The organism is Aquisphaera insulae, assembly GCF_011064615.1.
GTDB lineage: Bacteria > Planctomycetota > Planctomycetia > Isosphaerales > Isosphaeraceae > Aquisphaera > Aquisphaera insulae.
The window spans coordinates 25,068-47,884 of the sequence record NZ_JAALJH010000034.1 but is presented as its reverse complement, the minus strand read 5'-3'; the positions used below and the strand labels follow the sequence as shown (position 1 = coordinate 47,884).

Annotated in this window: 15 protein-coding genes and 2 tRNA genes; 8 read left to right on the top strand and 9 right to left on the bottom strand. The window is 69.1% G+C overall.

The window, feature by feature from the left end:
• The first annotated feature begins 428 nt into the window (after positions 1–428).
• The gene (locus tag G6O54_RS18510) at positions 429–1,592 is read left to right on the top strand and encodes a prenyltransferase/squalene oxidase repeat-containing protein (RefSeq protein ID WP_250846966.1); all 1,164 of its coding nucleotides are present in this window, start codon (positions 429–431) and stop codon (positions 1,590–1,592) included.
• Positions 1,593–1,673: 81 nt separating this feature from the next.
• Here G6O54_RS18510 and G6O54_RS18505 read toward each other — a convergent pair whose 3' ends face one another.
• The 4 genes from G6O54_RS18505 to G6O54_RS18490 all read right to left on the bottom strand — a co-directional run bounded on the left by G6O54_RS18505 (position 1,674) and on the right by G6O54_RS18490 (position 5,470).
• The gene (locus tag G6O54_RS18505) at positions 1,674–2,441 is read right to left on the bottom strand and encodes a class I SAM-dependent methyltransferase (protein WP_165227142.1); all 768 of its coding nucleotides are present in this window, start codon (positions 2,439–2,441) and stop codon (positions 1,674–1,676) included.
• Positions 2,442–2,496: 55 nt separating this feature from the next.
• On the bottom strand, positions 2,497–3,816 hold the full coding sequence (locus tag G6O54_RS18500) for an MFS transporter (protein ID WP_205678906.1): 1,320 nt from the start codon (positions 3,814–3,816) through the stop codon (positions 2,497–2,499).
• Positions 3,813–4,520: a 3-keto-disaccharide hydrolase gene (locus G6O54_RS18495; RefSeq protein WP_165227141.1), complete on the bottom strand. Its 708-nt coding sequence runs from the start codon at positions 4,518–4,520 to the stop codon at positions 3,813–3,815. The genes G6O54_RS18500 and G6O54_RS18495 overlap by 4 nt, the downstream gene beginning before the upstream one ends.
• Positions 4,521–4,630: 110 nt before the next feature.
• A complete protein-coding gene (locus G6O54_RS18490; protein ID WP_165227140.1) occupies positions 4,631–5,470 on the bottom strand; it encodes a M90 family metallopeptidase in 840 nt (279 codons plus the stop codon).
• A gap of 138 nt (positions 5,471–5,608) precedes the next feature.
• On the opposite strand from G6O54_RS18490, the gene amrA reads away from it, so the two are divergent.
• The 3 genes from amrA to G6O54_RS18475 all read left to right on the top strand — a co-directional run bounded on the left by amrA (position 5,609) and on the right by G6O54_RS18475 (position 6,837).
• Positions 5,609–6,199 (top strand): AmmeMemoRadiSam system protein A, encoded by a 591-nt coding sequence (gene amrA, locus G6O54_RS18485; RefSeq protein ID WP_165227139.1) that lies wholly within the window; start codon positions 5,609–5,611, stop codon positions 6,197–6,199.
• A 119-nt stretch (positions 6,200–6,318) separates the two neighbouring features.
• Complete coding sequence (locus G6O54_RS18480; protein ID WP_165227138.1) at positions 6,319–6,756, top strand: response regulator; 438 nt, start codon at positions 6,319–6,321, stop codon at positions 6,754–6,756.
• Between the two features lie 9 nt (positions 6,757–6,765).
• Positions 6,766–6,837, top strand: a tRNA-Lys gene (locus G6O54_RS18475).
• A gap of 18 nt (positions 6,838–6,855) precedes the next feature.
• Here G6O54_RS18475 and G6O54_RS18470 read toward each other — a convergent pair.
• Positions 6,856–8,184, bottom strand: a complete 1,329-nt coding sequence (locus G6O54_RS18470) for a 4Fe-4S binding protein (RefSeq protein ID WP_165227163.1) — start codon at positions 8,182–8,184, stop codon at positions 6,856–6,858.
• Positions 8,185–8,430: 246 nt separating this feature from the next.
• Between G6O54_RS18470 and G6O54_RS18465 the strand changes: the two genes are divergently transcribed.
• Entirely contained in the window at positions 8,431–12,267 is a 3,837-nt protein-coding gene (locus G6O54_RS18465; RefSeq protein ID WP_165227137.1) for an ankyrin repeat domain-containing protein, read from the top strand.
• Between the two features lie 43 nt (positions 12,268–12,310).
• Here G6O54_RS18465 and G6O54_RS18460 read toward each other — a convergent pair.
• A tRNA-Lys gene (locus tag G6O54_RS18460) sits at positions 12,311–12,383 on the bottom strand.
• A gap of 166 nt (positions 12,384–12,549) precedes the next feature.
• On the opposite strand from G6O54_RS18460, the gene G6O54_RS18455 reads away from it, so the two are divergent.
• Entirely contained in the window at positions 12,550–12,714 is a 165-nt protein-coding gene (locus G6O54_RS18455; protein ID WP_165227136.1) for a hypothetical protein, read from the top strand.
• A gap of 166 nt (positions 12,715–12,880) precedes the next feature.
• Positions 12,881–13,663, top strand: a complete 783-nt coding sequence (locus G6O54_RS18450) for a UvrB/UvrC motif-containing protein (RefSeq protein ID WP_165227135.1) — start codon at positions 12,881–12,883, stop codon at positions 13,661–13,663.
• 23 nt (positions 13,664–13,686) lie between these two features.
• Here the strand turns inward: G6O54_RS18450 and G6O54_RS18445 are convergent, their stop codons facing one another.
• The 3 genes from G6O54_RS18445 to G6O54_RS18435 all read right to left on the bottom strand — a co-directional run bounded on the left by G6O54_RS18445 (position 13,687) and on the right by G6O54_RS18435 (position 21,346).
• The gene (locus G6O54_RS18445) at positions 13,687–14,526 is read right to left on the bottom strand and encodes a dihydroorotate dehydrogenase electron transfer subunit (protein ID WP_250846971.1); all 840 of its coding nucleotides are present in this window, start codon (positions 14,524–14,526) and stop codon (positions 13,687–13,689) included.
• 119 nt (positions 14,527–14,645) lie between these two features.
• Positions 14,646–16,244 (bottom strand): pseudouridine synthase, encoded by a 1,599-nt coding sequence (locus tag G6O54_RS18440; protein ID WP_205678902.1) that lies wholly within the window; start codon positions 16,242–16,244, stop codon positions 14,646–14,648.
• 191 nt (positions 16,245–16,435) lie between these two features.
• Complete coding sequence (locus tag G6O54_RS18435; RefSeq protein ID WP_165227133.1) at positions 16,436–21,346, bottom strand: MBG domain-containing protein; 4,911 nt, start codon at positions 21,344–21,346, stop codon at positions 16,436–16,438.
• 344 nt (positions 21,347–21,690) lie between these two features.
• Here G6O54_RS18435 and G6O54_RS18430 point away from each other — a divergent pair, with 344 nt between their 5' ends.
• The gene (locus G6O54_RS18430) at positions 21,691–22,809 is read left to right on the top strand and encodes an alpha/beta hydrolase (protein WP_165227132.1); all 1,119 of its coding nucleotides are present in this window, start codon (positions 21,691–21,693) and stop codon (positions 22,807–22,809) included.
• Positions 22,810–22,817 lie beyond the last annotated feature (8 nt).

Genomic DNA, 22,817 nt, shown 5'->3' with positions numbered 1-22,817 from the left:
CCTGAGGCAAGAGGCCCCCGAACGGCGAGCACGGAGCGGCCTTCCGCCGACGCCGAAACTCCGTCAATGCGGGGCGGCGGCTTTTTGGCCGCTGACGGCGAAATGACGGCCGAAATGGCGGTTCTTCACCCGAAGATCGCTTACCGGTAAAGAGGCCGGGCGTACGAGCCCCATCCGAGTCAGCTCCCCATGAGCGGCGAGGAAAGATCTATCAGCAAAGTCTTTACAGCACGTCCCTTGGCTTCGTCGTGGGGGACTCTCGCCGTCGTGATCCCGCGGGCCTGGGGCTGGCTCACCGTATGCATTCGGGGGAGCGCTTCGGCAGGTCGGGAATGGTCCGGCGTGATCTCGGGGTCCATGCGTCGGGGTCCCGGCGGTGTTTCCTGCGAGACGGCGACCCGGCCCGTGGAAGAAGGATGGAGACAACGATGACGAGCACAAGACGCACGTTCCTGGCCCTTGGTGCCGCCGGCCTGGCCGGCCTCCGAATCGGCCCACGAGCGGCCTTCGCCCAGGAGACCGCGGCGGTGGACGTCCCCGCGATGGTCACCAAGGCCGTGGCTTACCTGCGGTCGAAGCAGGGCAGGGACGGGAGCTGGTCGGGCGACCGCCAGGAGCCGGGGATCACGGCGCTGGTGGTGACGGCGTTGCTCCGGAGCAAGCAGGTCCCGCCGGCCGACCCGGCCATCGAGAAGGCGCTCGCCTATCTGGAAAAGTACGTGGGTGCCAGGGGGGGGATGTCCGAGGCCCCGCACTCCGTCTACGCGACCTCCGTGGCGCTGATGGCCTTCCACGAGGCCAACGTCGGGGGCAAGTATGACCGCGTGATCAAGGGCTGCCAGGACTTCCTGAAGGAGTCGCAGTTCGACGAGGGGGAGAAGAAGGACAGGTCCGACCCTCAGTACGGCGGCCTCGGCTACGGCGGCGACCGCAGCCGGCCGGACCTCTCGAACACCTCGTTCATGATGGAGGCGCTGCACGACTCCGGCCTGCCGCCCGACGACCCGGCGCTCCAGAAGGCGCTGATCTTCGTGTCCCGGTGCCAGAACCTCAAGAGCGAGTTCAACGACCAGCCGTTCGCCGACAGGGTGAACGACGGCGGATTCATCTACACGTCGGGCGCCGTCGCTCCGGCGCCGGGCAAGGCCGGCAGGGGCCGCGAGGCCGCCAAGACGCGCGCCGAGGCCAAGGCCGACGCCAAGGCCCCGGTGGGCGGCATCCGCTCGACCGCCGGCATGACCTACGCCGGCCTCAAGAGCATGGTCTACGCCGGCCTCCACCCGGACGATGTCCGCGTCAAGGCCGCGCTCGCCTTCATCGCCAGGAACTACAACCTGGAAGAGAACCCCGGCGGCGGCCAGCGAGGGCTCTACTACTACTACCTCATGTTCGGCCGGGGCTTGGGCGCGCTCGGCAAGAAGACCTTCACCGACGCCGAGGGCAAGGAGCACGACTGGAAGGCCGACCTCGCCGCCGCCCTGGCCAGGCGCCAGGACGCGAGCGGCGCCTGGGCCAACAAGGACGACCGCTTCATGGAGGGCGACCCGAACATCGTCACCTCCTACGCCCTCATGGCCCTGGCCGCGGGCTGAGCATTCGCAAGCCGGATGAAACCGGGTAGGGTGTGCCCGCCTCTCAATCGACACGCCCTACAAATTCATGAGCTTTACGCATCAGCGTTTTTTGAACATGGCCACGAAGTTCTCCTTCAATCGCGGAGCGTGGTAGCCCGGGACCGGCCCGAATCCGGCCGCGATGATCTCGCGGCGGAACGTGGCCTGGTCGGCGCGGATGTGGTCGAGGACGAATTTCGAGCTCTTCCCCTCCACACGGTCGAACTCGACGAGCACGAGGCGGCCGCCGTCGCGGAGGGCCGCGCGGATCGAGGCGAGGACCTTCTCGTGGTCCTCCAGGTGGTGGTAGACGTCGCACAGGAAGACCAGGTCCACGGAGCCGGGCTTCAGGTTCGTGGAAACCTGCGATCCCTTCACGGTGATGATCTGGCCCGTGCCATCCTGCTTCGCCCGCTCCGCGATGTAGTCCAGGAAATTCCTCGCCACGTCCACGGCGTAGACCTTGCCTTCCGGCCCGACGGCGTCGGCCATCAATCGGGTGAACAGGCCGGTCCCGGCGCCGATGTCCGCGACGGCCATGCCGGGCCTCAGCCCGAGCGAGGACACGATCTCCGATCGTCGGGCGAAGACCTCCCGATCCTCGGACTCGAACTTCTTGATGTAATCGCGGACGTCGGCCTTCTCGAACTGGGCGTTGATCTTGTGGTCCACCCTGCCGCCTTGTACGTCCTTGGCCTCGTGCCCGGCCCTCGGCTTCTCTTGCTTCCCCGACCCTTCCTGGCCCGCCCACGCCGCGCCCGCGACGAGGCCGGCCGCCGCCGTCATCGCCGCCATCGAGGCGCCCTTGCCGCTCGACTTCCGATTCATGGATCTCGCCTTTCCTTCTCGATGTGACCCAGGAAATCAGCCGCCGGGTGCCGCGTCACGGCGGAGTCGCCCGCGCCTCTTCATCCTCCTCGATCGATACCGCCGCGGTTCCCGGCGGCTCCAGCTCGCCCAGCCTACCGAGGGCCGCCAGCCGCGGCCACCTCGCGGCGACGGAGAGCACCACGAGGATCGTCCCGACGCCTCCGACCACCACGGCCGGCACCGTCCCCAGCCAGCTCGCGACGACCCCCGACTCGAATTCGCCCAGCTCGTTCGACGAGGTGATGAAGATCGTGTTCACGGCCGACACCCGCCCCCGCATCGAGTCCGGCGTCAGGAGCTGCGCCAGCGTCTGGCGGACCACGACGCTGATGTTGTCGAACGCCCCGGTGAGCAGGAGCATGGCGAACGAGAGATACGGATTGGTGGACAGGCCGAAGACGATCGTCGCCGCGCCGAACCCGACCACCGCCCCCAGGAGCGTCACGCCCGCCCGCCGGAGCGGCGGCAGGTGTGCCAGCATGATCGCCATCGCGAACGAGCCGATGGAGGGGGCCGCTCGCAGCCAGCCCAGGCCTTCGGGCCCGGTCTTGAGGATGTCTCGCGCGAAGACCGGGAGGAGGGCCGACGCGCCGCCGAGCAGGACCGCGAACAGGTCCAGGGTCATCGTGGCCAGGAGCAGGTCGGTCCGGAAGACGAACCGGAGCCCGGCAAGCAGCGAGGCCAGCGACACCGGCTGTACGTCCCGGGCGATCGGCCGCGGCCGGAGCGTCGCCATCAGGACGGCGCCCAGGGTGCAGCAAGCCGCGTTCCCGAGGTAGCTCGCCGTCGCCCCGCGCGTCTGGGCGACGAGCAGCCCGCCGAGCGCCGGGCCGGCCACCGCGGCGACCTGCCAGGTGCTCGAGTTCCAGGTGATCGCGGAGACCAGATCGTCGCGATCGACGATCTCCCGCAAGATTGCCCATCGCGCCGGGCGGTTGAACGACTGCCCGATTCCGTTGAGCACCAGGAAGACGTAGATCAGTTCGACCGGCCCGTGAGCGATCGAGAGCCAGGCCAGGCCGAGCGACGAGGCGACGAGGACGCCGAGGGCCGCCACGATCTGCCACTTCCGGCTGTAGCGGTCGGCCGCGTGGCCGGAGGGGATGGCGAGCAGCAGGACGGGCAGCACCTGCGCCAGGCCCACCATGCCGAGCGCCATCTTGCTGCCGGTTCGCTCGTAGATCTCCCAGCCGACAGCGACCCCCTGCATCTGGGTGCCGATCGTCACGGCCATCCCCGCCAGGATGTAGTGGCGGAAGCCGATATCCCGGAATACGGCGTAGCGGCCGGTGGCCGCGGGCTCCTGGGGCTCCTCTCCCATCGGGGCAGTCATTCCTCCTCGGGCTTCTCGGCCTGCGTAACCTCGGCGGGCGTGAGCGGGCGGACCTCGACGTTGCGGATCGCGCCGGCCGTCTCGTACGAGGCGAACCCCAGCGGCTGGTTGCGGCGGGTCTCGATGCGGGTATTCACCCGGCGACCCTTGTATCGTACGGCCGCCATCTCCTTGCCGTCGATCCAGGTTCGAATCGTGGTGCCGGTCACGCGGACGCGGAACTTGTACCAGGTCTTCTCGGCATAGCGGAACGATCGGGTCGTCTCGTTCTCCGAGGCGTCCTGCCCGTCCAGGCTGGAGAGCCCCGTGACGTTCCCCCCCCAGCCGCCGTTGACGAAGGTGATGAAGGCGTCGCCGACCGGGAACGTGGCGGCGGCGAAGAAGTCCTGGCCGGAGAGCTTCATCGCCTCGTAGCTCAGCTCGTAGTCGGTTTTCGGCAGATCCTTGAGCGTGGTCGTGATCCCCGTCATCGCCTGGCCCGTCGAGAGGATGATCGTCGCATCCTTCACTTCCACCGAACCGGCGCCCGGGAACGGGGTCTTCGTCCAGCCTTCGAGCGACTTGCCGTCGAAGAGCACGCGGCGACCCGCAGCCGTGTCATCGGCGACGGACCGACCTGACGTCGCGAACGGGACGGCAGCAGCGAAGATCATGATCATCACGACGACCATCTCACCAATCGCCTCACGGCGTGATCCACCCATGACAGGGGCTCTCCCAATTCCAATCTCGTTGATCTCGCGGGGCGAGGACTCGCCGGGAGCCGACCTTACCGGCCGCGGGGCCGCCACGCCATGGGTTCCCGCCGGCCGCATCACGACGGCTCCTCGACGGCCGGGAGTTCCTCCGTGTCCACCTCCGGTTGGTGGAGGGCGACCCTCGACCGCGGCTGCCAGCGATCCGGATCTTGACGATAAAAGGCACGCAGCTCCTCGTAGAGGTCGGGCTGGCGGCGGCGGAGCACGCCAGGCTTTTCGAAGAATGCCTCGGTCGCCACCGCGAAGAACTCGGCCGGATCGGTGGCCCCGTAGGGGTCCAGGACCGAGTACCGGCCGAGCGCCCGGTCGCGGCGGAGCCGCTCGAACGCGGGCTCCATGACGGCCGACCACCGCGCGTACTGCTTTCGGGTCTCGAGGACCGGGGTGCCGTCCACGGCCCCATCCTCCATGTCCAGGAGATGGGCGAACTCGTGGAGGACCAGGTTGCGGCCGTCGTCGCGGCCGGCCGCGGTCTCCATCAGGTCCTTCCAGGAAACCACGACGACGCCCCCCTTCCAGGCCTCGCCGAGTCGGATCTGGCTCTCCTCCATGACCAGGCCGCCCCCCATCGGCGTGGTCGTCGGCGCGACGTAAGCATCGGGGTAGACCAGGATGGAGGTCAGCCCGGGGAAGTAGTCCGTTTGTCGGTGGAGGAGGAGTATGCAGGCCGCCGCCGCGATGGTCACCCGGATCTCCTCCGTCAGCGCCAGGCCGCCGCAGCCCTCATAGTACTTCTCCTCGACGAAGACCTGGACGTGTCCCAGCAATTCCTCGCGGTCGCTATCCGTGAGGCGGTCGAATATCGGCACGTTCCGGCGGACGATCCGCAGCCATTCCTCCGGGAGTGGTCGGCCACGGATTCGTTCGCGGCGGCGCCGCCTGAGGAAGCCGAACATGCGGTCGTCTCCACGCGCTGAACTCCACCCGCACATTCTACGGGCGAGGGTGGCAAGGTCGAGGATCGCCGCGGCACCGCAGCCTCGCCCCGCCGGGCGGGCCGATCTATGATAGCAAGGACAGGAAGGGAGGTTTCCATGCTTCCCGTCGGAGAAGAGGAACGCGCCCTGGCGATCGGTGCGGCCCGCAGGGCCATCGCGGAATATCTGGACCACGAGGCCGTCATCCGGGTCGACACTCGGGCCCCCTGCCTGCTCGAGGCGCGAGGAGCCTTCATCACCCTCAGACGCCGCGACGGAGGCGAGCTTCGAGGCTGCCGTGGTGAGTGCAACCCCACCCGCCCCCTCATCGAGTCCATCATCCGAGAGGCCATCGCATCAGCCACGGATGACCCCCGATTCTCGCCGGTCACGCCCGAGGAGTTGCCCGGGCTGAGCATCCGCATCAGCGCGCTCACCGTCCCGAAGCCGATCGCGCCCGAGGAGATCGTCGTGGGCCGTCACGGCCTGATCGTGAAGCGGTGGAGGCGGTCCGGGCTGCTCCTGCCGGAGGTCCCGCTGCACTTCGGGCTGCGGACCCCGGAGGAGTTCCTGTCGGCCCTCTACCACAAGGCCGGGATCTCCCCCGGGAGTTTCGATCCGGTGCAGGACAGTCTGCTGGCCTTCGAAACCGAATCCTGGGGTGAAGGCGCGGAGTCGTCGTTCTCCGATGAATCGATGGCTCGATGACCAGTCCGAGAATCCCGGCTTGGCCGCCGAGGCGTGGACCCGATAGGCTGGAGCCATGATCGCCGCCCCGGACGCGAGCGGTCCGGATCCGCATTCCTTTCCGAGAGAAGGCCTCCCCGATGTCCGAGATCTACTCCCCGAGCGACCGCCCATCGTCCCACTCCCCGCCCGGAGCAGCGGATGTGCGCCGGCGGATCCTGGTGGTCGACGACAACCCGGACATGGCCCGCAGCCTGGCCATGCTCCTCGAGGTGCTGGGGCACGAGGTCGCGACGGCCCACAGCGGAGCGGACGCCCTGGTCCTCGCCCGGGAGAAGAGGCCGGAGTTCATCCTCATGGACATTGGCCTGCCGATCATGAATGGCTACCAGGTCGCCGCCCGACTCCGCGAAGAAGGCCCGGGGCGAGACGCCGTCCTCGTCGCCGTCTCCGGTTACAGCCAGGAGGAAGACCGTCGTCGGTCGAGGGAAGCGGGCTTCGCCCATCACCTGGTCAAGCCCGTCGAGCTGGGCGACATCCTCGCCATCCTCGCCGCCCGGCCGAGCCGCGTAGAGTGAGCCTTCGTCGAGCTCGAGCTCAATTGTCAGTGCAGCAGACTCTTAATCAGCGGGTTGTCGGTTCGAGTCCGGCCGGGCTCAGTCCCGCGGGGGGGGTCATCAGCTCGGGAAGCACTTCGCGAAGGCGGCGAGCAGCCGCAAACGGCCGCGGACCCGGACCTTCCTCCGTAGCATGGCCCAGACCAGACTTCGCGTGCCGTTCAGGAAGCCGATCCAGGTGTCGCTGTCGGCCGTGACGCGGACCTGGGCCTCGCCCGCGAGCCCTTGTCGGACCGTGAGCCCACGATCGCGAATCTCGACGGTCGCCTCGGCCGGCTCCCGGCCGGTGAAAATGAAGTGATAGGTCGCGGAGAGCCCTCGCGACGCCTCGCGCTGGAAGTTGAGCTTCATCCCGAACAGGAACCCCGCGATGGAGACCGGCCGAAGCCCACGCACCCGCCGGATGGTCTTGCTCGGGAATCGCCTGGCGACGTGCGCCTCCGCGTCCGAGCCGGGGACGACGTAGACCGGCTCCTCCTTGACCTTGAGCGGATCGACGACCGTCTCGAGGAAGCCCTTTCGGTCATCGAGGAACGGGCCGATGACATCCTCGCCGGCGGGACAGACCGCGACGCAGTAGGCGGCCTTGTAGTTGGCCTTGAACGACAGGCTCTGCCACATCGACGCCGACTCGCTCGCCGGGACCCGGCGCCGGTAGTCATCGCCGTCGCGGCTGTCCGCGATCGTCGCGACCCAGTCGGTGAAGCCGCTCATGAACTCGCGATAGTTGTGCGTCACGCAGGCCGAGAAGCTGAAATGCCCGTCCGGCCCGATGGCCCCCACCGGGCATGCCGCCACGCAGAGCTTGCACTCGACACACGGGTTGAAATCGACGGGCGCTCCCTGGTCCGAGACCTCACGCCCCACCAGGACCGTCCCGAGGTTGATGAAGCTGCCGAAGACCGGATGGATGACGCAGCGATGAATCCCCATCTGCCCCAGCCCGGCGGCGACCGCGACCGGCTTGTGCGCCACGACCCAGATCCGCCCCGGATAGCGGTCCATCTCCATCGGGAAGGCGGAGGCGGGATTCATCGCCGGCACGCCCGCATCGCCCAGGACCCGGACGATCCGTCGCGTTACCTCGTTGACGTGATCATAGTTTGCATGAAACTCCTGATTGGCGATCGACCGGGCCGGGCTCCGGATCGGCTCGGGGTTGAGCCGGCAGACGAGGCTGACGAGCGTCCGCACCCCGGGGAAGGCCGCGAGGATCTCGGACCGCTGCTCGCCGAGCTCCGGCCGGTCGATCGCGACGAACCCGACGTCGTCGGCGCCGGCGTCCAGGCAGATCTGCCGCAGCCATCCCGCATCGAGCGCCGTCGCCTCGACCGTCCTCGGCCGCTCGCGGTGGCGGACCACGCTCGGATGTTCGTCCAGTTTCGCCATCATTCGCCCCTTCGTTGTATTTACAACTTTTGCGCCGCGGCGATCCGCCAGAGAACCTCGACTTCACGGCCCACGAGTAAGTTGTATATACGACCAAAGGGCACGTCAAGGGACGCGGGAGTTCGATTCTCGTCGGCCTCGATCGGGCGCGGTCGACGACGGAGGGAGGAGATTGCCTTCGACGACGGGGTATCATGAACGCTGGTACAGACACGGCCGCCGATTCGGCCTGGAGGAGCAAGAACGATGACTCTCCACGAAGCCTCGCGGCGCGGCGAGGCGGAAGTGATCCGCGACCTGGTCCACGAGAGGGCAGACATCGAGGCTCGCGACGACGAGGGGAGGACGCCGCTCCTGATCGCCGCCGAGGCCGGACACGTCGCCGCCGTCCGTGCCCTGATCGAGGCCGGGGCCGACGTCAACGCCCCGGTGCTGCCGCCGGGCGACGACTCGAACGAGCCGCCCACGGGCCCGATCCTTGCGGTCGTCTGCCGCCGCGGCCTGATCGACCGGATCTGGCCGATCCTGGGCGGCCAGCTTACCGTCCGCGGACGCCGCAAGGGGAACCAGGACGGGCCATCGCCGCTGATGACCGCCGCCGCGGCCGGCCATGCGGGAATCGTCGCCATGCTGCGGGGCGCCGGTGCCGATGTGAAACGGACGGACCGCGATGGCTTCACGGCACTCGCCTACGCAGCGGCGTTCGGACGCGACGAGATCGTTGACACCTTGATCCAATCGGGGGCCGATCTCAACACGGTCGATCACCACGGCATGCGGCCCGTCGGCATCGCAGCCCTGCTCGGCCAGGTCGGCGCGGTGCGAACCCTGGCGGAAGCGGGATCAGACCTGACGTCCGCGGCGAACGATGCCTACTCGCCACTTCAGGCCGCGGCTCAATACGGCCATGTCGAGGCAGTGCGCATCCTGCTCGCGGCGAGCGCCGATCCAGAGGAGAAGATCTTCGACAGGACACCTCTTGACCTGGCACTCCGGGAGGGACATGCCGATATCGTCGCTCTGCTCGCAGTCGGCGGCGCGGATCTCGAGCAGCGCGACGGCCGCGGGCTCACGCCCCTGCTCATCGCCGTGGCCCGCGGCGATCGTGCCGCCCTGCGGCATCTCCTCGCGGCCGGCGTCGATCTGAATCGGGCCCTCACGGGTGGCAAGCGCAGCGAGGGTTTCGGCCCCCAAGCCCTCCCTCAAGGAGCGACCGCGTTGCACCTAGCGGCCTGCCGCGAGGAGCCCGAATGCGTCGCCGACCTGCTCGCGGCGGGTGCCGATCCACAATGGCAGGACTCGCTCGGCTTCACGCCGCTGGCTCTCGCCCTGGCGACCGGAGACGTCAAGGCGGCGGACCTCCTGCGATCGGCCGCTCCCCCGACCGAGGACGAGATTCCGGTCCTCCGCGCTTACGAGCTGATCGCGGCCGTTCGACGCGGCGATGAGCTGGCCGTCCGGGCCTCGCTGGCAGCGGGTGCCGACCCGCGAGCGACCATTCCTGACACATTCAAGTATCACTACCTTCTTCGCTGCGAGCTGCGAGATAACTTCGGCGACTTCGACCCGAGCAGGGACCGTGGCCCTGGTACATTCGGCGACGCCGGTCGATCGGCTCTCGCCCTGGCGATCGAGCGCGGGCACGAGTCGATCGCCGCCGTCCTCCTGGCAGCAGGGGCGTCCACCGAGGGCACGGCAGGCTCCCGGCTGGGCCGGAAGGAGACGATCCCCCTGGGCGTGGCCGCGGAGAAAGGGCCACGCGAGCTCGTCCAGAGCCTGCTGACCGCCGGTGCGAACGTCGAGGAAGCCGACCCCAACGGCCAGACCCCGATCTTCCGCGCGGCCGAAGCCGGTCACGCCGACATCGTCCGCGACCTGATCGCGGCCGGGGCGAGGGTGGACCTCAAGGATCACAATCGCCAGACACCGCTCGAGCTCGCGGCCCAGGGAGGCAACCCCGACTGCGTCCGCGCGCTCCTGGACGCCGGCGCCACACCCAGGCCACGGGATCTCACCAACGCGGCCCTGCATGGACACGTCGAGACCGCGATCGTCCTGCTCGACGCCCTGAAAGTCCGGAACATCGAGCCGGAGCCGAAGACGCTGGGGAGCGCGGTCTTCTCCAAGAAGATCGACCTCGTGCGGCATCTTCTGGAGGCCGGTGTTGACCCATCGCGTCACGACTCGAGCGACCTGTCGCCGCTGGAATGGGCCTGTGAATCAGGCATCGAGATGGTCCGGCTCCTCCTGGACGCCGGCGCGGATCTCAACGCAACCCGCCCGCAGGGGCCGAGCATCCGGTCCGGGATCTTCTCCGGCGGCCCGGATGTCCTCCGTTTGCTGCTGGAACGAGGCGCCGATCCGGATGGTCGAATCGGCGACGCGTCGAAGCGCGAGACGGCGCTCATCACCCTTTCCGGCCAGGGTTTGAAATCGCATTGGACCTGGACGAGAAATCCTGATTTCCAGACCCGAGCCTGGGCTCACGGCCTCGAGATGGTCCGCATCCTGATCGCCCACGGCGCCGATCTCGAGGCCCGCGACGAGGCCGGCGGTCGAACCGCCCTGATGCACGCGGCCGAGGAGGCACGCGAGGACATCGTCCGTGTCCTGCTGGAGGCCGGTGCGAAGGTGGACGCCCGCGACGATCGGGATAGCCGCACGGCCCTGCACTGGGCCGCGCACGCGGGTCGGACGGGTGCGGCCCGCCTCCTGATCGCCGCCGGAGCCGACGTCCTGGCCGAGGACGCCGACGGCCTGACGCCCGAGGACCTCGCGCGCCGGGGCCGCCACGAGACGCTCGCCCGGGAACTTCATGCCCAGGCCGCCGATCGTCCTCGCCCCGGCAAGTCCCTGACCGGGCGACTCTGTAAGGCCGTCGAGGCGGGCGACGTCGACGCGATCCGGACGCTTGTGGACGCCGGAGCAGACGTGAATGCGCGGCTCTCGGGCGGGAAGACGCCGCTCCTGATCGCCGTGGAGCAAGGATACACCCAGGCTGTGGAGATGCTGCTTGCCGCTGGCGCCGATCCCAACAAGCGCGACGCTGACGACCTCACGCCGCTGATGGCCGCGATCGAGGCGAACCGGCTCGAGTTCGTTCGTCTCCTCCTCGCCGCCGGGGCTGACCCCGATGCCGGGGCCCCGACGCACCGCAGCGATGAGCGGCGGACGCCCCTGCTCGTCGTCATCGATAACGCCTCGGATGCCGTCCCGGCGGGAGCGGACGCGGAGGACGAGTCCCTCGCCAGGAAGGTTCCGCTGGCGATGATTCGAGCCCTCATCGATGCCGGCGCGGACGTCAATCTGGCGGATGACGATGGCAGTCAGCCGCTCTGGTACGCGCTCGACGTGCACGAACCGGAGATTGCCGAAATCCTGCTCGCGGCCGGCGCGGGGGGCGACGAGGTGAGCGCCGCCTACCTGAAGGCCAGGGAGCTCTCCCGCGCGGCGCGATCGCCGGAGTTCCTGTCCCAGGCCGGGGCCTTCGCCGCTCATTATGACGTCGAGTCGCAGCCCTTGATCGGTCACCCTTCGAGCCGCGACTTCCGCAACCCGGACCGTCTTGGCCGGTTCCCGCTCGGGCCGACGATCGGTGCTCAGTTCGAGACGACCCGCGCGGTGTCCGAGGCGATCCTGGCCGATCAGGAGAACTGGCGACGGCGGGGCGTCTTCCCCGTCCGGACCGAAGCGTACCGCATGACCCGGGATGATGACTCCTTCGGCGGCTTCGATTTCGATGGAGACACCCAGAAAATCGGCCTGCTACCCACAGACGATCCCTATGTCGCGATCGCCGCGCTCTGCGCGCCGGGGACAGACTTCGGTTGGGTCTGTCCCGCCTTCACGATCCGCGACCTCAGGTCCCTTGAGGCAGACTTCCCCTTCCGCCTGATCGGTTGCTCGTCCCACTGGCTGGAGCTGGAATTCACCACGCCGATTGCGGACCCGGCCGAGCTGGTCCGCCGGCTGCTCACCATCCGAATGACCCTTGGCGTCACCGGCCTCTCGGAGTATCCGGAGGAGGAGGAACTGATGGAGTACTTCGGCTCGCACGCCCGAATTGGGTTCTACTGGGAGTGAGAGCGAAACCCGCGAGTTTGCGGGTGATGCAAGGAAGGAGAAGTGCCCCCTGTAGGACTCGAACCTACAACCCGCTGATTAAGAGTCAGCTGCTCTGCCAATTGAGCTAAGGAGGCGGGGTGGAGTGCGTTTCTCACGCCACGGGTGAAGACCCGATTCCACTTGGCAGGAAGGTATTGTTGCAGACGGCGGGCGGATTTTCAAGGGGGTCAAACCAGTGCCCTCGGCGGACCGGGGCGATGAGCGGCATTTCTGGACCGGAGCTGTGGGGAAGCCGAGGCGTTGCTGATGATCCTGCCGGGAGGAGGCAAGGCAACCGACATGTTGCTTGCTCGTGACATGATGAAGGTTTTGAGAGGCGACCTGACGGGTGAGGTGGGATCCCGGCAGGGCGGCGGCTATAATCCTTTCGTGAGCATCGAGGTCGGAGCCAGGATTGCCGTCTAGATCCGCGGATCCCTGCACGCTTCACCTTCAAGCAAATGCCGGGGCCCGCGGCGTGTTCCTCCAGATGTCCCCGCCGGTGACCCATCGAGGTCCGAGCCGGCAGTGATCGATTTCCCGGGCCTGTTCGGTTCCCTGGACACTCTCTTTCGGCGCGCGGGGGTCTTCCATGCGGCGGGATTTGGATGACGTGATCCAGGGATGGCCCTACGATCCCGAGCCGGGAGAGGTCCTCGCACGCGAGGTCCGCGCTCGCGATGGCCGCAGCGTCCTCCAGATTCGGATCGAGCTCGGCGTCCTTCAGCTCGAGATCTCCGGGAGGCCGGATGGCTCGCGGCCGCATGGTTTCGCCACCTACCTTGACTACCTACGCTACTGTGCCGCCAGTCGCGGCCAGGCGCCGGGCGGCAAGGCCCCCCCGTGGACGATGGACCAGGAGCACTGCGCCGACGCCGATCGCGAGTTCCTCCAGTATTACCACCGCCGCATGGCCTGGCTCTCCCTCCGCCGCTACGACAAGGCCCTCCTCGACGCCGACCATACCCTGGCCCTGATGGACTTCGTCAAGCGCCACGGCAATGACGACGAGTACATCGCCTCGCACGAGCAGTTCCGCGGCCTCGTCCAGTTCCACCGCAGCCAGGCGCAGGCCCTGATCGCCATCGAGAAACGCCACCCCGAAGAGGCCATCGACGCCCTCCGGGACGGCATGGAGAAAATCTCCGCCCACCAGCGCACCTGGTGGGACGCCCGCGAGGGCGAAACCGGCGAGTCGCCCAACCCTTCGCTGCTCGACCAGCTTCGCCACTTCGAACAGGAAATCCGCAGGAACTACGCCGTCGAGAAGACCCTCCGCGAGCAGCTCGATGAGGCCGTTGCCCGCGAGGACTACGAGCAGGCGGCAAGGATCCGCGACCTCATCCGCGCCCAGCAGACCCGCGCCCGCAGGTGATTCACGGAGACGATTCGCTTTCCTCAGTGCCCGGAGATCCCGGACCAGTCCACGGCTTCCGCGGGGAAGACCGGGCCCTCGACGCAGACGCGGCGAAGGTCCGTGGAACCATCGGACTGGAGGATCGGTGCGACGCAACTGAAGCAGGCGCCGAAGCCGCAGGCCATGTGATTCTCGAGCGAGACCTCGCAGGAGACTCGGTATCGCGCCGTCAGCCGCGTCAGGGCCGCGAGCATCGGGGCCGGCCCGCAGCCGATCACGCGAGAGGGCTGCTCGCCCCGCTCCAGGCGACGGCCCAGCAGCCCCGTGACGAAACCATGATGTCCGGCCGAGCCGTCGTCGGTGGCGATCTCTACGGTGATCCCCGCCGCGCGGAAGTCGTCCACGCCCGCAAGCAGGCCGGCGTTCCGGACGCCGTAAAGCATCACGGGCGAGGCGGGCAGGGGGGGATCGGTTCGCTCGCCGCCGTACGCCTGGCGGCCCATCCAGGATCGGCCGAGCGCGAGGAAGGGGGTCTGGCCGATCCCGCCGGCCACGAAGATGACGCCGCCTTCGCCGCCAGGCGGAGGGCCGAAGCCGTTGCCGAGCGGCCCCCAGACCGAGAGCCGTTCGCCCGGCCGGCGGCTCGCGAGTGCCGAGGTGCCGCGACCGATGACGAGGTAGACGATGTCCACCGCGGCGGGCACTCCGGCGCCGTCGAGCACCACGTCGTAGAGGGCGAAGGGACGGCCAAGCAGGGGGTCGGAAGCCCCTTCGGGCCCCGGCCGAACCATGAGGAACTGGCCCGGCCGGATCGCGCTCGCGATCGACGGCTCCGCCAGTCGCAGGCGATATGTGTCGCGCGCGATCGGGACATTCTCCATCACGACAGCCCAGCGCCGCCATGATGACTCCGGAGTCGCCGCCGGTGAGTATCCCCCCCCTCGGGGACCGGAGCACGCGGGTTGATCGTCCGCTTCGTGCGCTCCTTCGGGAATGCCGCTCATCCTTCACCTTCTCCAGGCCGGCGGATTCCGGAAGCCCGCCGCGGTGGCTTGCGCTTGATCGTCGGACGTTTCCGCGGCGGCTTGCCCGAAAGCCCCAGTCCGGCCTCGGCCGCAACCTTCGGATCGAGGCCGATGATCCGCCTGGGGGGAGGTCCCTCAGCCACCGGCTCAGCGGCCTTTCTCGGGGCCGGCCTGGCCGGTCCCGGCTTGCGGCTCGCCGGACCACCGGCCCCGCCAGAGAGGGGAGGTCTGGGAGTCCCCCCCACGGGGCCAGGCATCCGCGGCCGCTTCGGCGCTCCGGGGTTGCCCTCGGCGGCGATCGGGGGTCGCTTCGCCGCAAGTGAACCGGGCATGGGCTTCGCCCCCGGCATGGACTTCGCCCCCGGCATGGGCTTCGTCCCCGGCATGGCCGGCTTGCCCGGCATCGCCTTGTTCCCGGGAGCCGCGGGTCCGGGTCTTCCGGGACGACCGGAGCGAGGTGGCGGCGCGGGAGCTTCGCGTCGGGCTCTGGGGCCCTCGACGAGCTTCGTTCCACGACCGGGGCGATGGCCGCCCCCCGTATCGGAGAATCGGGGCGGGGCGACCTCGATGCCGGCGGCGACCTTCCGCAGCAGATCGATCTCGGTCCGCGAAAGGGGACGATGCTCGCCGATCGGCAGCCCCTTCAGGACGACAGGGCCGATCGCCACGCGGTTGAGCCGCATCACCTTGTGCCCGAGCTTTGCGAGCATCCGGCGGACCTCGCGATTCTTGCCCTCGGCCAGGACCAGCTCCAGCAAGGTGGCCTCGCCCTGCGAGCCGACGATCTTCGCTCGCTTGGCGCGCACCTTGCCGTCGGACAGCCAGATCCCCTCCGTCAGCCTGTCGAGGAGCTCGCGGCCGGGCGATCCGGCGATCAGGGCCCGGTAAGTCTTCTCCACGCCGAACTTGGGATGGGCCAGGCGGTTGGCGAGCTCGCCGTCGTTGGTGAGGATCATCAGCCCGGTGCTGTCCTCGTCGAGCCGACCGACCGAGTAGACCCGCTCCAGGACCTCCGGCAGCAGGTCGATCACGCGCGGGCGACCGGCAGGGTCCGAGTTCGTGGAGACGTAGCCCTTCGGTTTGTTGACGGCGAAATAGACCATCCGCTCGAGCTTGATCCGCTCGCCGTCCACCGCCACGGCCTGACTCTCGAGATCGACCTTCGTGCCGAGCTCCTTCGCCACCTGTCCGTCGATGGTGACCCGCCCCTGGAGGATGTACTCCTCGCACTCCCGCCTCGACCCGAGGCCGGCGTGCGCGAGCACCTTCTGGAGCCGCTCCGGCTTCCCCGATTCCGGTCCCCGGGTCTCATGCGGGGCCTGGGACTTCGTCACATCCTTGAGCGCGGGGCGAGGTTTCGCCCCTGGCCCGCCGGGACCGGGCTTGCGCGGGCCGCCGGGGTCGGGCTTGTGCGGGCCGCCGGGGCCGGGCTTGCGCGAGCCGCCGGGACCGCCCGGCGCGGGGCGCTTGCCCTCGAACTTCCGAGGCGGTCCGCCGCCTGGGTTGCCGCCGGGCCTCGGGCCCTTCTTCGAGGGGCCGCGACCTCCGCCACGAGGAGATGAATGATGAGCCATGAGAATCTGCTCCACCACGAAGCCCGGCAGCGGCCCGACCTCCGTAGCCGGCACTTCGCCTCGCGCCCGCTTGATGACGCCTCCAGGACCCCTCACATCTTAGGGCCCCGGCCACGCCTTGCCCAGGGGACTGAAGCCGGGACCGACCGCGCAGGGCGAACCCGGCTCGAGGCGGCCGGCGCCGAGGACCCTCAGCGCCGCCCCTTCGGCTTGACGGTGAGCGTGCCGTTGATCCCCACGAAGTCGTAATTGATCGCCGTCAGGGAACCCGTGTTGACCACGATCGCGTAGATCCCCGGCGAGCTGGACTTCACGGCCGTGGTCCGGAGTGTTGGCTTGCCGTGGACGACTTTCGACCTCTCGCCGTTGACGAACCCGCCGATGCTGTACGTCAGCTTCGGATTCGCCGCCCCTTGCTTCCGGGCCTTGTTCGCCGCCGTGACGTAGAGATGCGCCCTGGCAACGGTGAACGTGCCGTCGATGACCGTAGGGAACTCATAGTTCGCCGCGGACAGCGTCCCACGACCGACGACGATGGGGTAGGTGCCGGCATTGCTCTTCGCCGTCGCGGTCGTGACGAGCGTCGGGGCGCCGGCGATGTCGCTTGCCGTGTCGCCGTTAACCAGGCCGATGAAGCTCACGGCCAGGGGGGGCATCGGGGCGCCGTAGACCTTCGTCATCGCCGCCGTGACCGTGAGGGGGGCCTTCGCCACGGACAGATTGGCGCTCGCCGTGTTGCCGTCGTGCCCCGAGTCGCCGGAGTAGACCGCGGCGACGGTGTGGCTGCCCGCGACGAGTCCGGACGTCCCCGGGCTTGTCGCGGCACCGTTGACGACGACGACCGCCGGCCCGAAGTTCGCGCCGTCCACCAGGAACTGCACGGTCCCGCCGGGCGCCGGCCCGCCGGAAAGATCGGCGACGGTGGCGGTGAAGGCGACGGCCTGGCCGTAGGTCGGCGAGGTGAGGCTCGGGACGACGGACACGGCCGCCGCCGAGGGCGCGGTCACGATGAGGCTGCCGGCGACGAGCGCGAAGTCGTAGTTCTCCGCCGCCAGGGTCCCCCGGGCCACGGTGATCGGATAGGTGCCTGCGGGGCTCGCCGCTGTTGCGGCGGTTGCCAGCACGGGGGCTCCGGAGACCACCGCGGACGACTCGCCGTTGACGAACCCCGCGATCCTGGCCGTCAGCGTGGGGTTACCCGCACCCCGAGGCCGCGATTGCGAGTCGGCCGTCACGACGAGTCGAGCCCTGGCGACGATGACGGACTGGTCGGACGTCGTCCCGGAATAGGCGGAGTCTCCGGAGTAGATCACGCCGATGGAATGGCGGCCCGCCAGCAAGGTGGTCGAGGCGAGGCTGTCGGCCGTCGATCCGGCGAGGGGGATGGGCTCCCCGTAATTCGCCCCGTCGACGACGAACTGTACCGTCCCGGTCGGAGCCGGCCCGCCGGGGAGGGCCCCCAGGCTCGCCCTGAAAGCGAGCGACTGGCCGTAGACGGGCGATGACGTGCCGGGAGTCACGGTCAACGCGGGCGCGGGAGACGCGACCACCGAGAGCTTGCCGGGGATGAATGTGACGAACTCGTAGTTGGCCGCCGAGAGCGTCCCCGCGCCCACGGTGATCGGATAGGACCCCTCCGGGCTGGCGACGGCGGCCGTCGTGGTCAGGGAGGGGATGCCGGAGACAACGCTCGCGGAGTCGCCGTTGACGAAGCCCGTGATGGCGGCGGAGAAGGTCGGATTGGACCAGCCACGGTATCGGGCCTGATCCTCGGCGATGACCGTGAGCTGGGCCTTCGCCACGGACATCGTCCCGCTCCCCTTGACGGAGGCATAGGCGGTGTTGCCGGTGTAGACGGCGCCGATGGCATGATCCCCCGCGGAGTGCGGCGCCACGGCGATGCTCGTGGCCGAGCCGGCGACGAGGGCCACGGGCGGTCCCAGGTTGACGCCGTCGAAGACGAACTGGATCGAGCCGCCCGGCACCGGCCCGCCTGGCAAGGAGCCGACGCTCGCCGTGAGCCTGGTGGCCTGGCCGTAGGCCGGGGAGACGACGACGGAAGCGATGGTCACCAGTGGAAGCGGTGGCGCGGTCACCGACAGCGTCCCGTCGACGAACTCGAAGTCGTAGTTGGCGGCGGACAGGGTTCCCGCCTTGACCGTGATCGGATAGGCTCCGATCGGGCTGGAGACGGTGGCGGTCGTGCTGAGGGCCGGCGAGCCCGCGACGACCTCGGCCGAGTCGCCGTTGACGAGGCCCGTGATCGAGGCCGTGAACGTCGGATCGGCCCAGCCTCGAGGGCGGAGCTGGTCCTCTGCCTTGACCCTGAGATGGGCCTTCGCCACCGCGAACCCGGGGATGGATGCGACGGCCGACAGCACGTTGGCGTCGCCCGAATACCGGACGGTGACCACGTGGTCACCCGCGGTCAGTGAGGAGAGCGCCAGGCTGGTGGCCGAACCGCCGACCAGGGCCACGGCGGGCCCGAACGTCGCGCCGTCGACCGCGAACTGCACCGTGCCCGTGGCCGCCGCGTCGCCGAAGCTGGAAGACACCATGGCGGTGAACGTGACGGACTGACCGAACGTCGGGCTCTCCGTCGAGGCGCTCAGCAGGACGCTCGGGGCGGACGGCGAGACGACCAGCGTGACCGGAGCCGACACCTCGCGGATGATGGCGTTGCCGGGGTCGGCGATGAAGAGGTTGCCGGCCGCATCGATCGCCAGGCTCGAGATCCCGTTGAACTGGGCGGCGACGGCCGGCCCCCCCTCGCCGGCCTGGCCACCGATCCCGTAACCGACGACGGTGGAAATCAGGCCGGTCGACCGGTCGACGAGGCGAACGCGCATGTTGTACGCATCGCCGATGAGGAGATTGCCGGCGACGTCGAAAGCCAGGGTCGACGGCCAGATGAACCCGGCGGCGACGGCCGGCCCCCCATCGCCCGCGTAGCCATAGGTCCCATTGCCGGCCACGGTGACGATCTTGCCGGAGGACCTGATCAGCTCGCGGACGGTGAAGTTGCCCCGATCCGCGAAGAACAGGTTGCCCGCGGCGTCGAGGGCAAGTCCCGCCGGCCCGTGGAGCTTCGCGGCCGTGGCCGGTCCGCCATCGCCGGAATTCCCCTCGGTGCCGTCGCCGGCCACGGTGATGATGATGCCGGTGTCCTTGATGACCTTGCGGATGCGGTTGTTCCCCTGGTCGGCGATGTAGAGATTCCCGTCGACATCCACCGCGAGCCCCTCGGGCTGAGAAAGCCGGGCGGCGGTCGCCGAGCCGCCGTCTCCTCCGTATCCCGGAAGTCCGTCGCCCGCCACGGTCACGATGGCCCCGGTGGCCCTCACGACCTTGCGGACGCGGTTGTTGTCCTGATCGACGAAGTAGACATTGCCCTGGGCATCGAGCGTGATCGACGACGGCCGGCTGAGCCTGGCGGCGGTCGCCGGGCCGCCGTCTCCGCCATAGCCCGCCGTCCCCGTCCCGGCGATGGTGACGATGATCCCGGTGGCCTTGACGACCTCGCGAATTCGATGGTTGTTGGTGTCGGCGATGTACAGGTTGCCCGCGGGATCGACCGCCACGCTCGTCGGGTTGTAGAACCGGGCCTCGGTCGCCGGCCCCCCCTCGCCGCCGAAGCCGAACGTGCCGTCGCCCGCCACGGTATCAATCCGTCCGGTGACCTTGACCACCTCGCGGATCCGGTTGTTGTTCGTATCCGCGATGAAGAGGTTGCCCAAGGCGTCCACCGCCACGGCATTCGGGAGGTTGAGGCGAGCGGCGGTGGCCGGCCCAGCGTCTCCGGAGTAGCCGAACGTGGATCCGGCCGCGGTGGTGATCAGCCCGGTCGACTTCGAGACCTGGCGGATCCGGGACGAACCCGAATCGACGATGAAGAGATCGCCCTGACTGTCCACCATCACTCCGCAGGGCCGATACACGCGGGCCTCCGCGGCGAGCCCGCCGTCGCCGCCGCTCCCTGGGTTGCCGTCCCCGACGATGGTGGTGATGATGCCGGTGGACCGGATCACCTCGCGGATCCGGTCGTTGTCGGAATCGGCGATGTACAGGTTGCCGTCCGCGTCCACCGCCACGCCCTGGGGGGCGTTGACCCGGCTCGCGGTGGCCGGCCCGCCATCGCCGGCATAGCCCGACGAGCCATCACCGGCGACGGTGGTGATCACTCCGGTCGCCTTCGAGACCATGCGAACGCGTGAATTGTTCGTGTCCGCGATGAAGACGTTGCCCTCGGCATCGACCGCGACGCCCGCGGGCCATCCGAGCCTGGCGGAGGTCGCGAGCCCGCCATCGCCGTCGTCGCCGTCGTCGGGATAGCCGAGGCGGCCGTCGCCCGCGACCGTGACGATCACCCCCGTGGCCCGGATCACCTTGAGGATGCGGTTGCCGGACTGGGAGGCAATGTACAGGTTGCCGTCGGCGTCAAGAGCCACCCCCGTGGGTGCGCCGAACGAGGCCTCGGTGGCGGGCCCGCCTTCGCCGTAATAGACCTGGCCGCCATTGCCGGCCACGGTGATGATTTGCCCGGTGGCCCGGATCACCTCGCGGATCCGGTTGTTGTCCATGTCGGCGATGTACAGGTTGCCCGCGGAATCCACCGCCACGCCCGAAGGCCGCAGGATGCTCGCGGAGGTCGCGGGACCGCCATCGCCGCGGAAGCTCGTGAACATGGTGCCGGCCACGGCCAAGATGCCGCCGGTCGCACTCCCCGCGAAGGTCGTGCCGTCGCCGGTGTAGGTCGCGGAGATCGTGTGCGAGCCGACGCCGAGGGCCGCGGTGGTGAGCGCGGCCGTCCCGTCAACCACCGCCGCGGTCCCCAGGACATCTCCGCCGTCCAGGAAGGCCACCGTGCCTCCGGTCGGGACGCCCGCGGACGACGCGACCGCCGCCGTCAGCGTGATCGCCTGTCCGTACACCGGGGCGACGGCCGGCGGGATGATCGTGGTCAGCGTCGGCTGCAAGCTCAGGAGCGTCCGATCCTCGAGCGAATCGACGAGAGGAGTCTGCCGGCGCCGGCCTCGCCTTGCGTGGGGATACCGGGCGAATCCGGGACAGCGATGGGAGGATGGGGGGGAGATCACGAACATCGGTCGGATCCTCTCTGAGCGTCGAGCGAGGCCGGTGACAGCGACGTCGCACCAGCTTTTGAGCGCAGGCGAGTGGAGGGATCGTCCGCGAGTCGATGCGGAGTGCTCGTAGGCCGTGGGGATGCAAGAAGGTCTGGCGGCTCCACGGTCGCCCTCGTCGCCCTATCCCACTATTTTGATCCAAAATACCCCGAAGTCCAGAATGTAGTCTCGACCGGCTCGAGAAGACGCAACCGGTCTCGAAGGACGGGGCGTGGTAGAATCCCGCCTGGCGCGCGGCGAGGTGTCGATCCGGCGTGGAGGCGAGCCGACGCCGCGGGAAGGATCACGGGATTTCAGAACCGATGAGACGCGCCCTGCTCCTCTTCATCCTCGCGTCCCTTGCCGCCGACGCGAACGCCCAGACGAAGGCCCCGTTGCCGCCCCTGCCGCCGCCGCAGTCGGTGCCGAAGCCCGCGGCCGACACCGGCGGCCCGTACTCGCCCCAGTCGATCCTTCCGGGGGGCGTCGTCGTGCCCCTGTACGCTCCGGGCTCCCCGTATCTCCACGCCGACAAGGTCCACTCGCCCGAGGTCTACAAGATGAGCGGGGCGGTCCCCGGACGGATCAGCAGCATCGTCTCGATCCACAATCCGTCGATCGAGATCCACACGGTGGAGCAGGGGATCAACACCGGAACCGCGATCATCGTCATCGCCGGGGGCGGGCACCGGACGCTGAACGTCGGCGGCGAGGCGGCGGACTTCGTCCCCTTCTTCGCCAACTACGGGATCAGCACCGTCATCCTCCGCAACCGCCTCCGCGCCGACGGATACGTGGCCGAGGTGGACGCCGTCCACGATGCCCAGCAGGCCGTCCGGATGGTCCGCGCCTACGCGAAGGAGTTCCGGATCGACCCGAAGCGGATCGGCGTCATGGGCTTCTCCGCCGGCGCCGAGCTGGCCGCACCGTCCGCGCTCCTGTACGAGGAATGGGATAAGGCGAACAGCGACCCCGCCGATCCGTTCGCCGGTGTCTCCTCGCGGCCCGACTTCGCCGGCATCATCTACCCCGGCCCGACCCCCTTCGCTCGGGGCCGGACTGCGCCGGCGATCCCGAAGGACGTGCCGCCCGCGTTCCTCGTCTGCGGCGGTGCGGGGGACCAGGTCCACGCCGTCTGGGCCCTCGACTACTACCAGGCCATGCTCCATGCCGGGGTTCCCAACGTGGAGATCCACCTCTACGGCAACGGCCGTCATCCCGGGGACGCATTGCCCGACGGCTCGCGAATGTCCGGCGGCCTGACCGACCGCAACGGGATCCCGTTCGGCACCTGGCAGTACCGCTTCATCGACTGGGCCCGCGACCTCGGCTTCCTTCAGAAGCCCGGCGTGGAGACGAAGGCGGCGAAGGACGTCGCGGCCTACGTCGCCAACCCGCCGCGGCCGTTCGGCGAGCGGAGGGGGACGCCCAGCCCTCGGTGACGACCAGC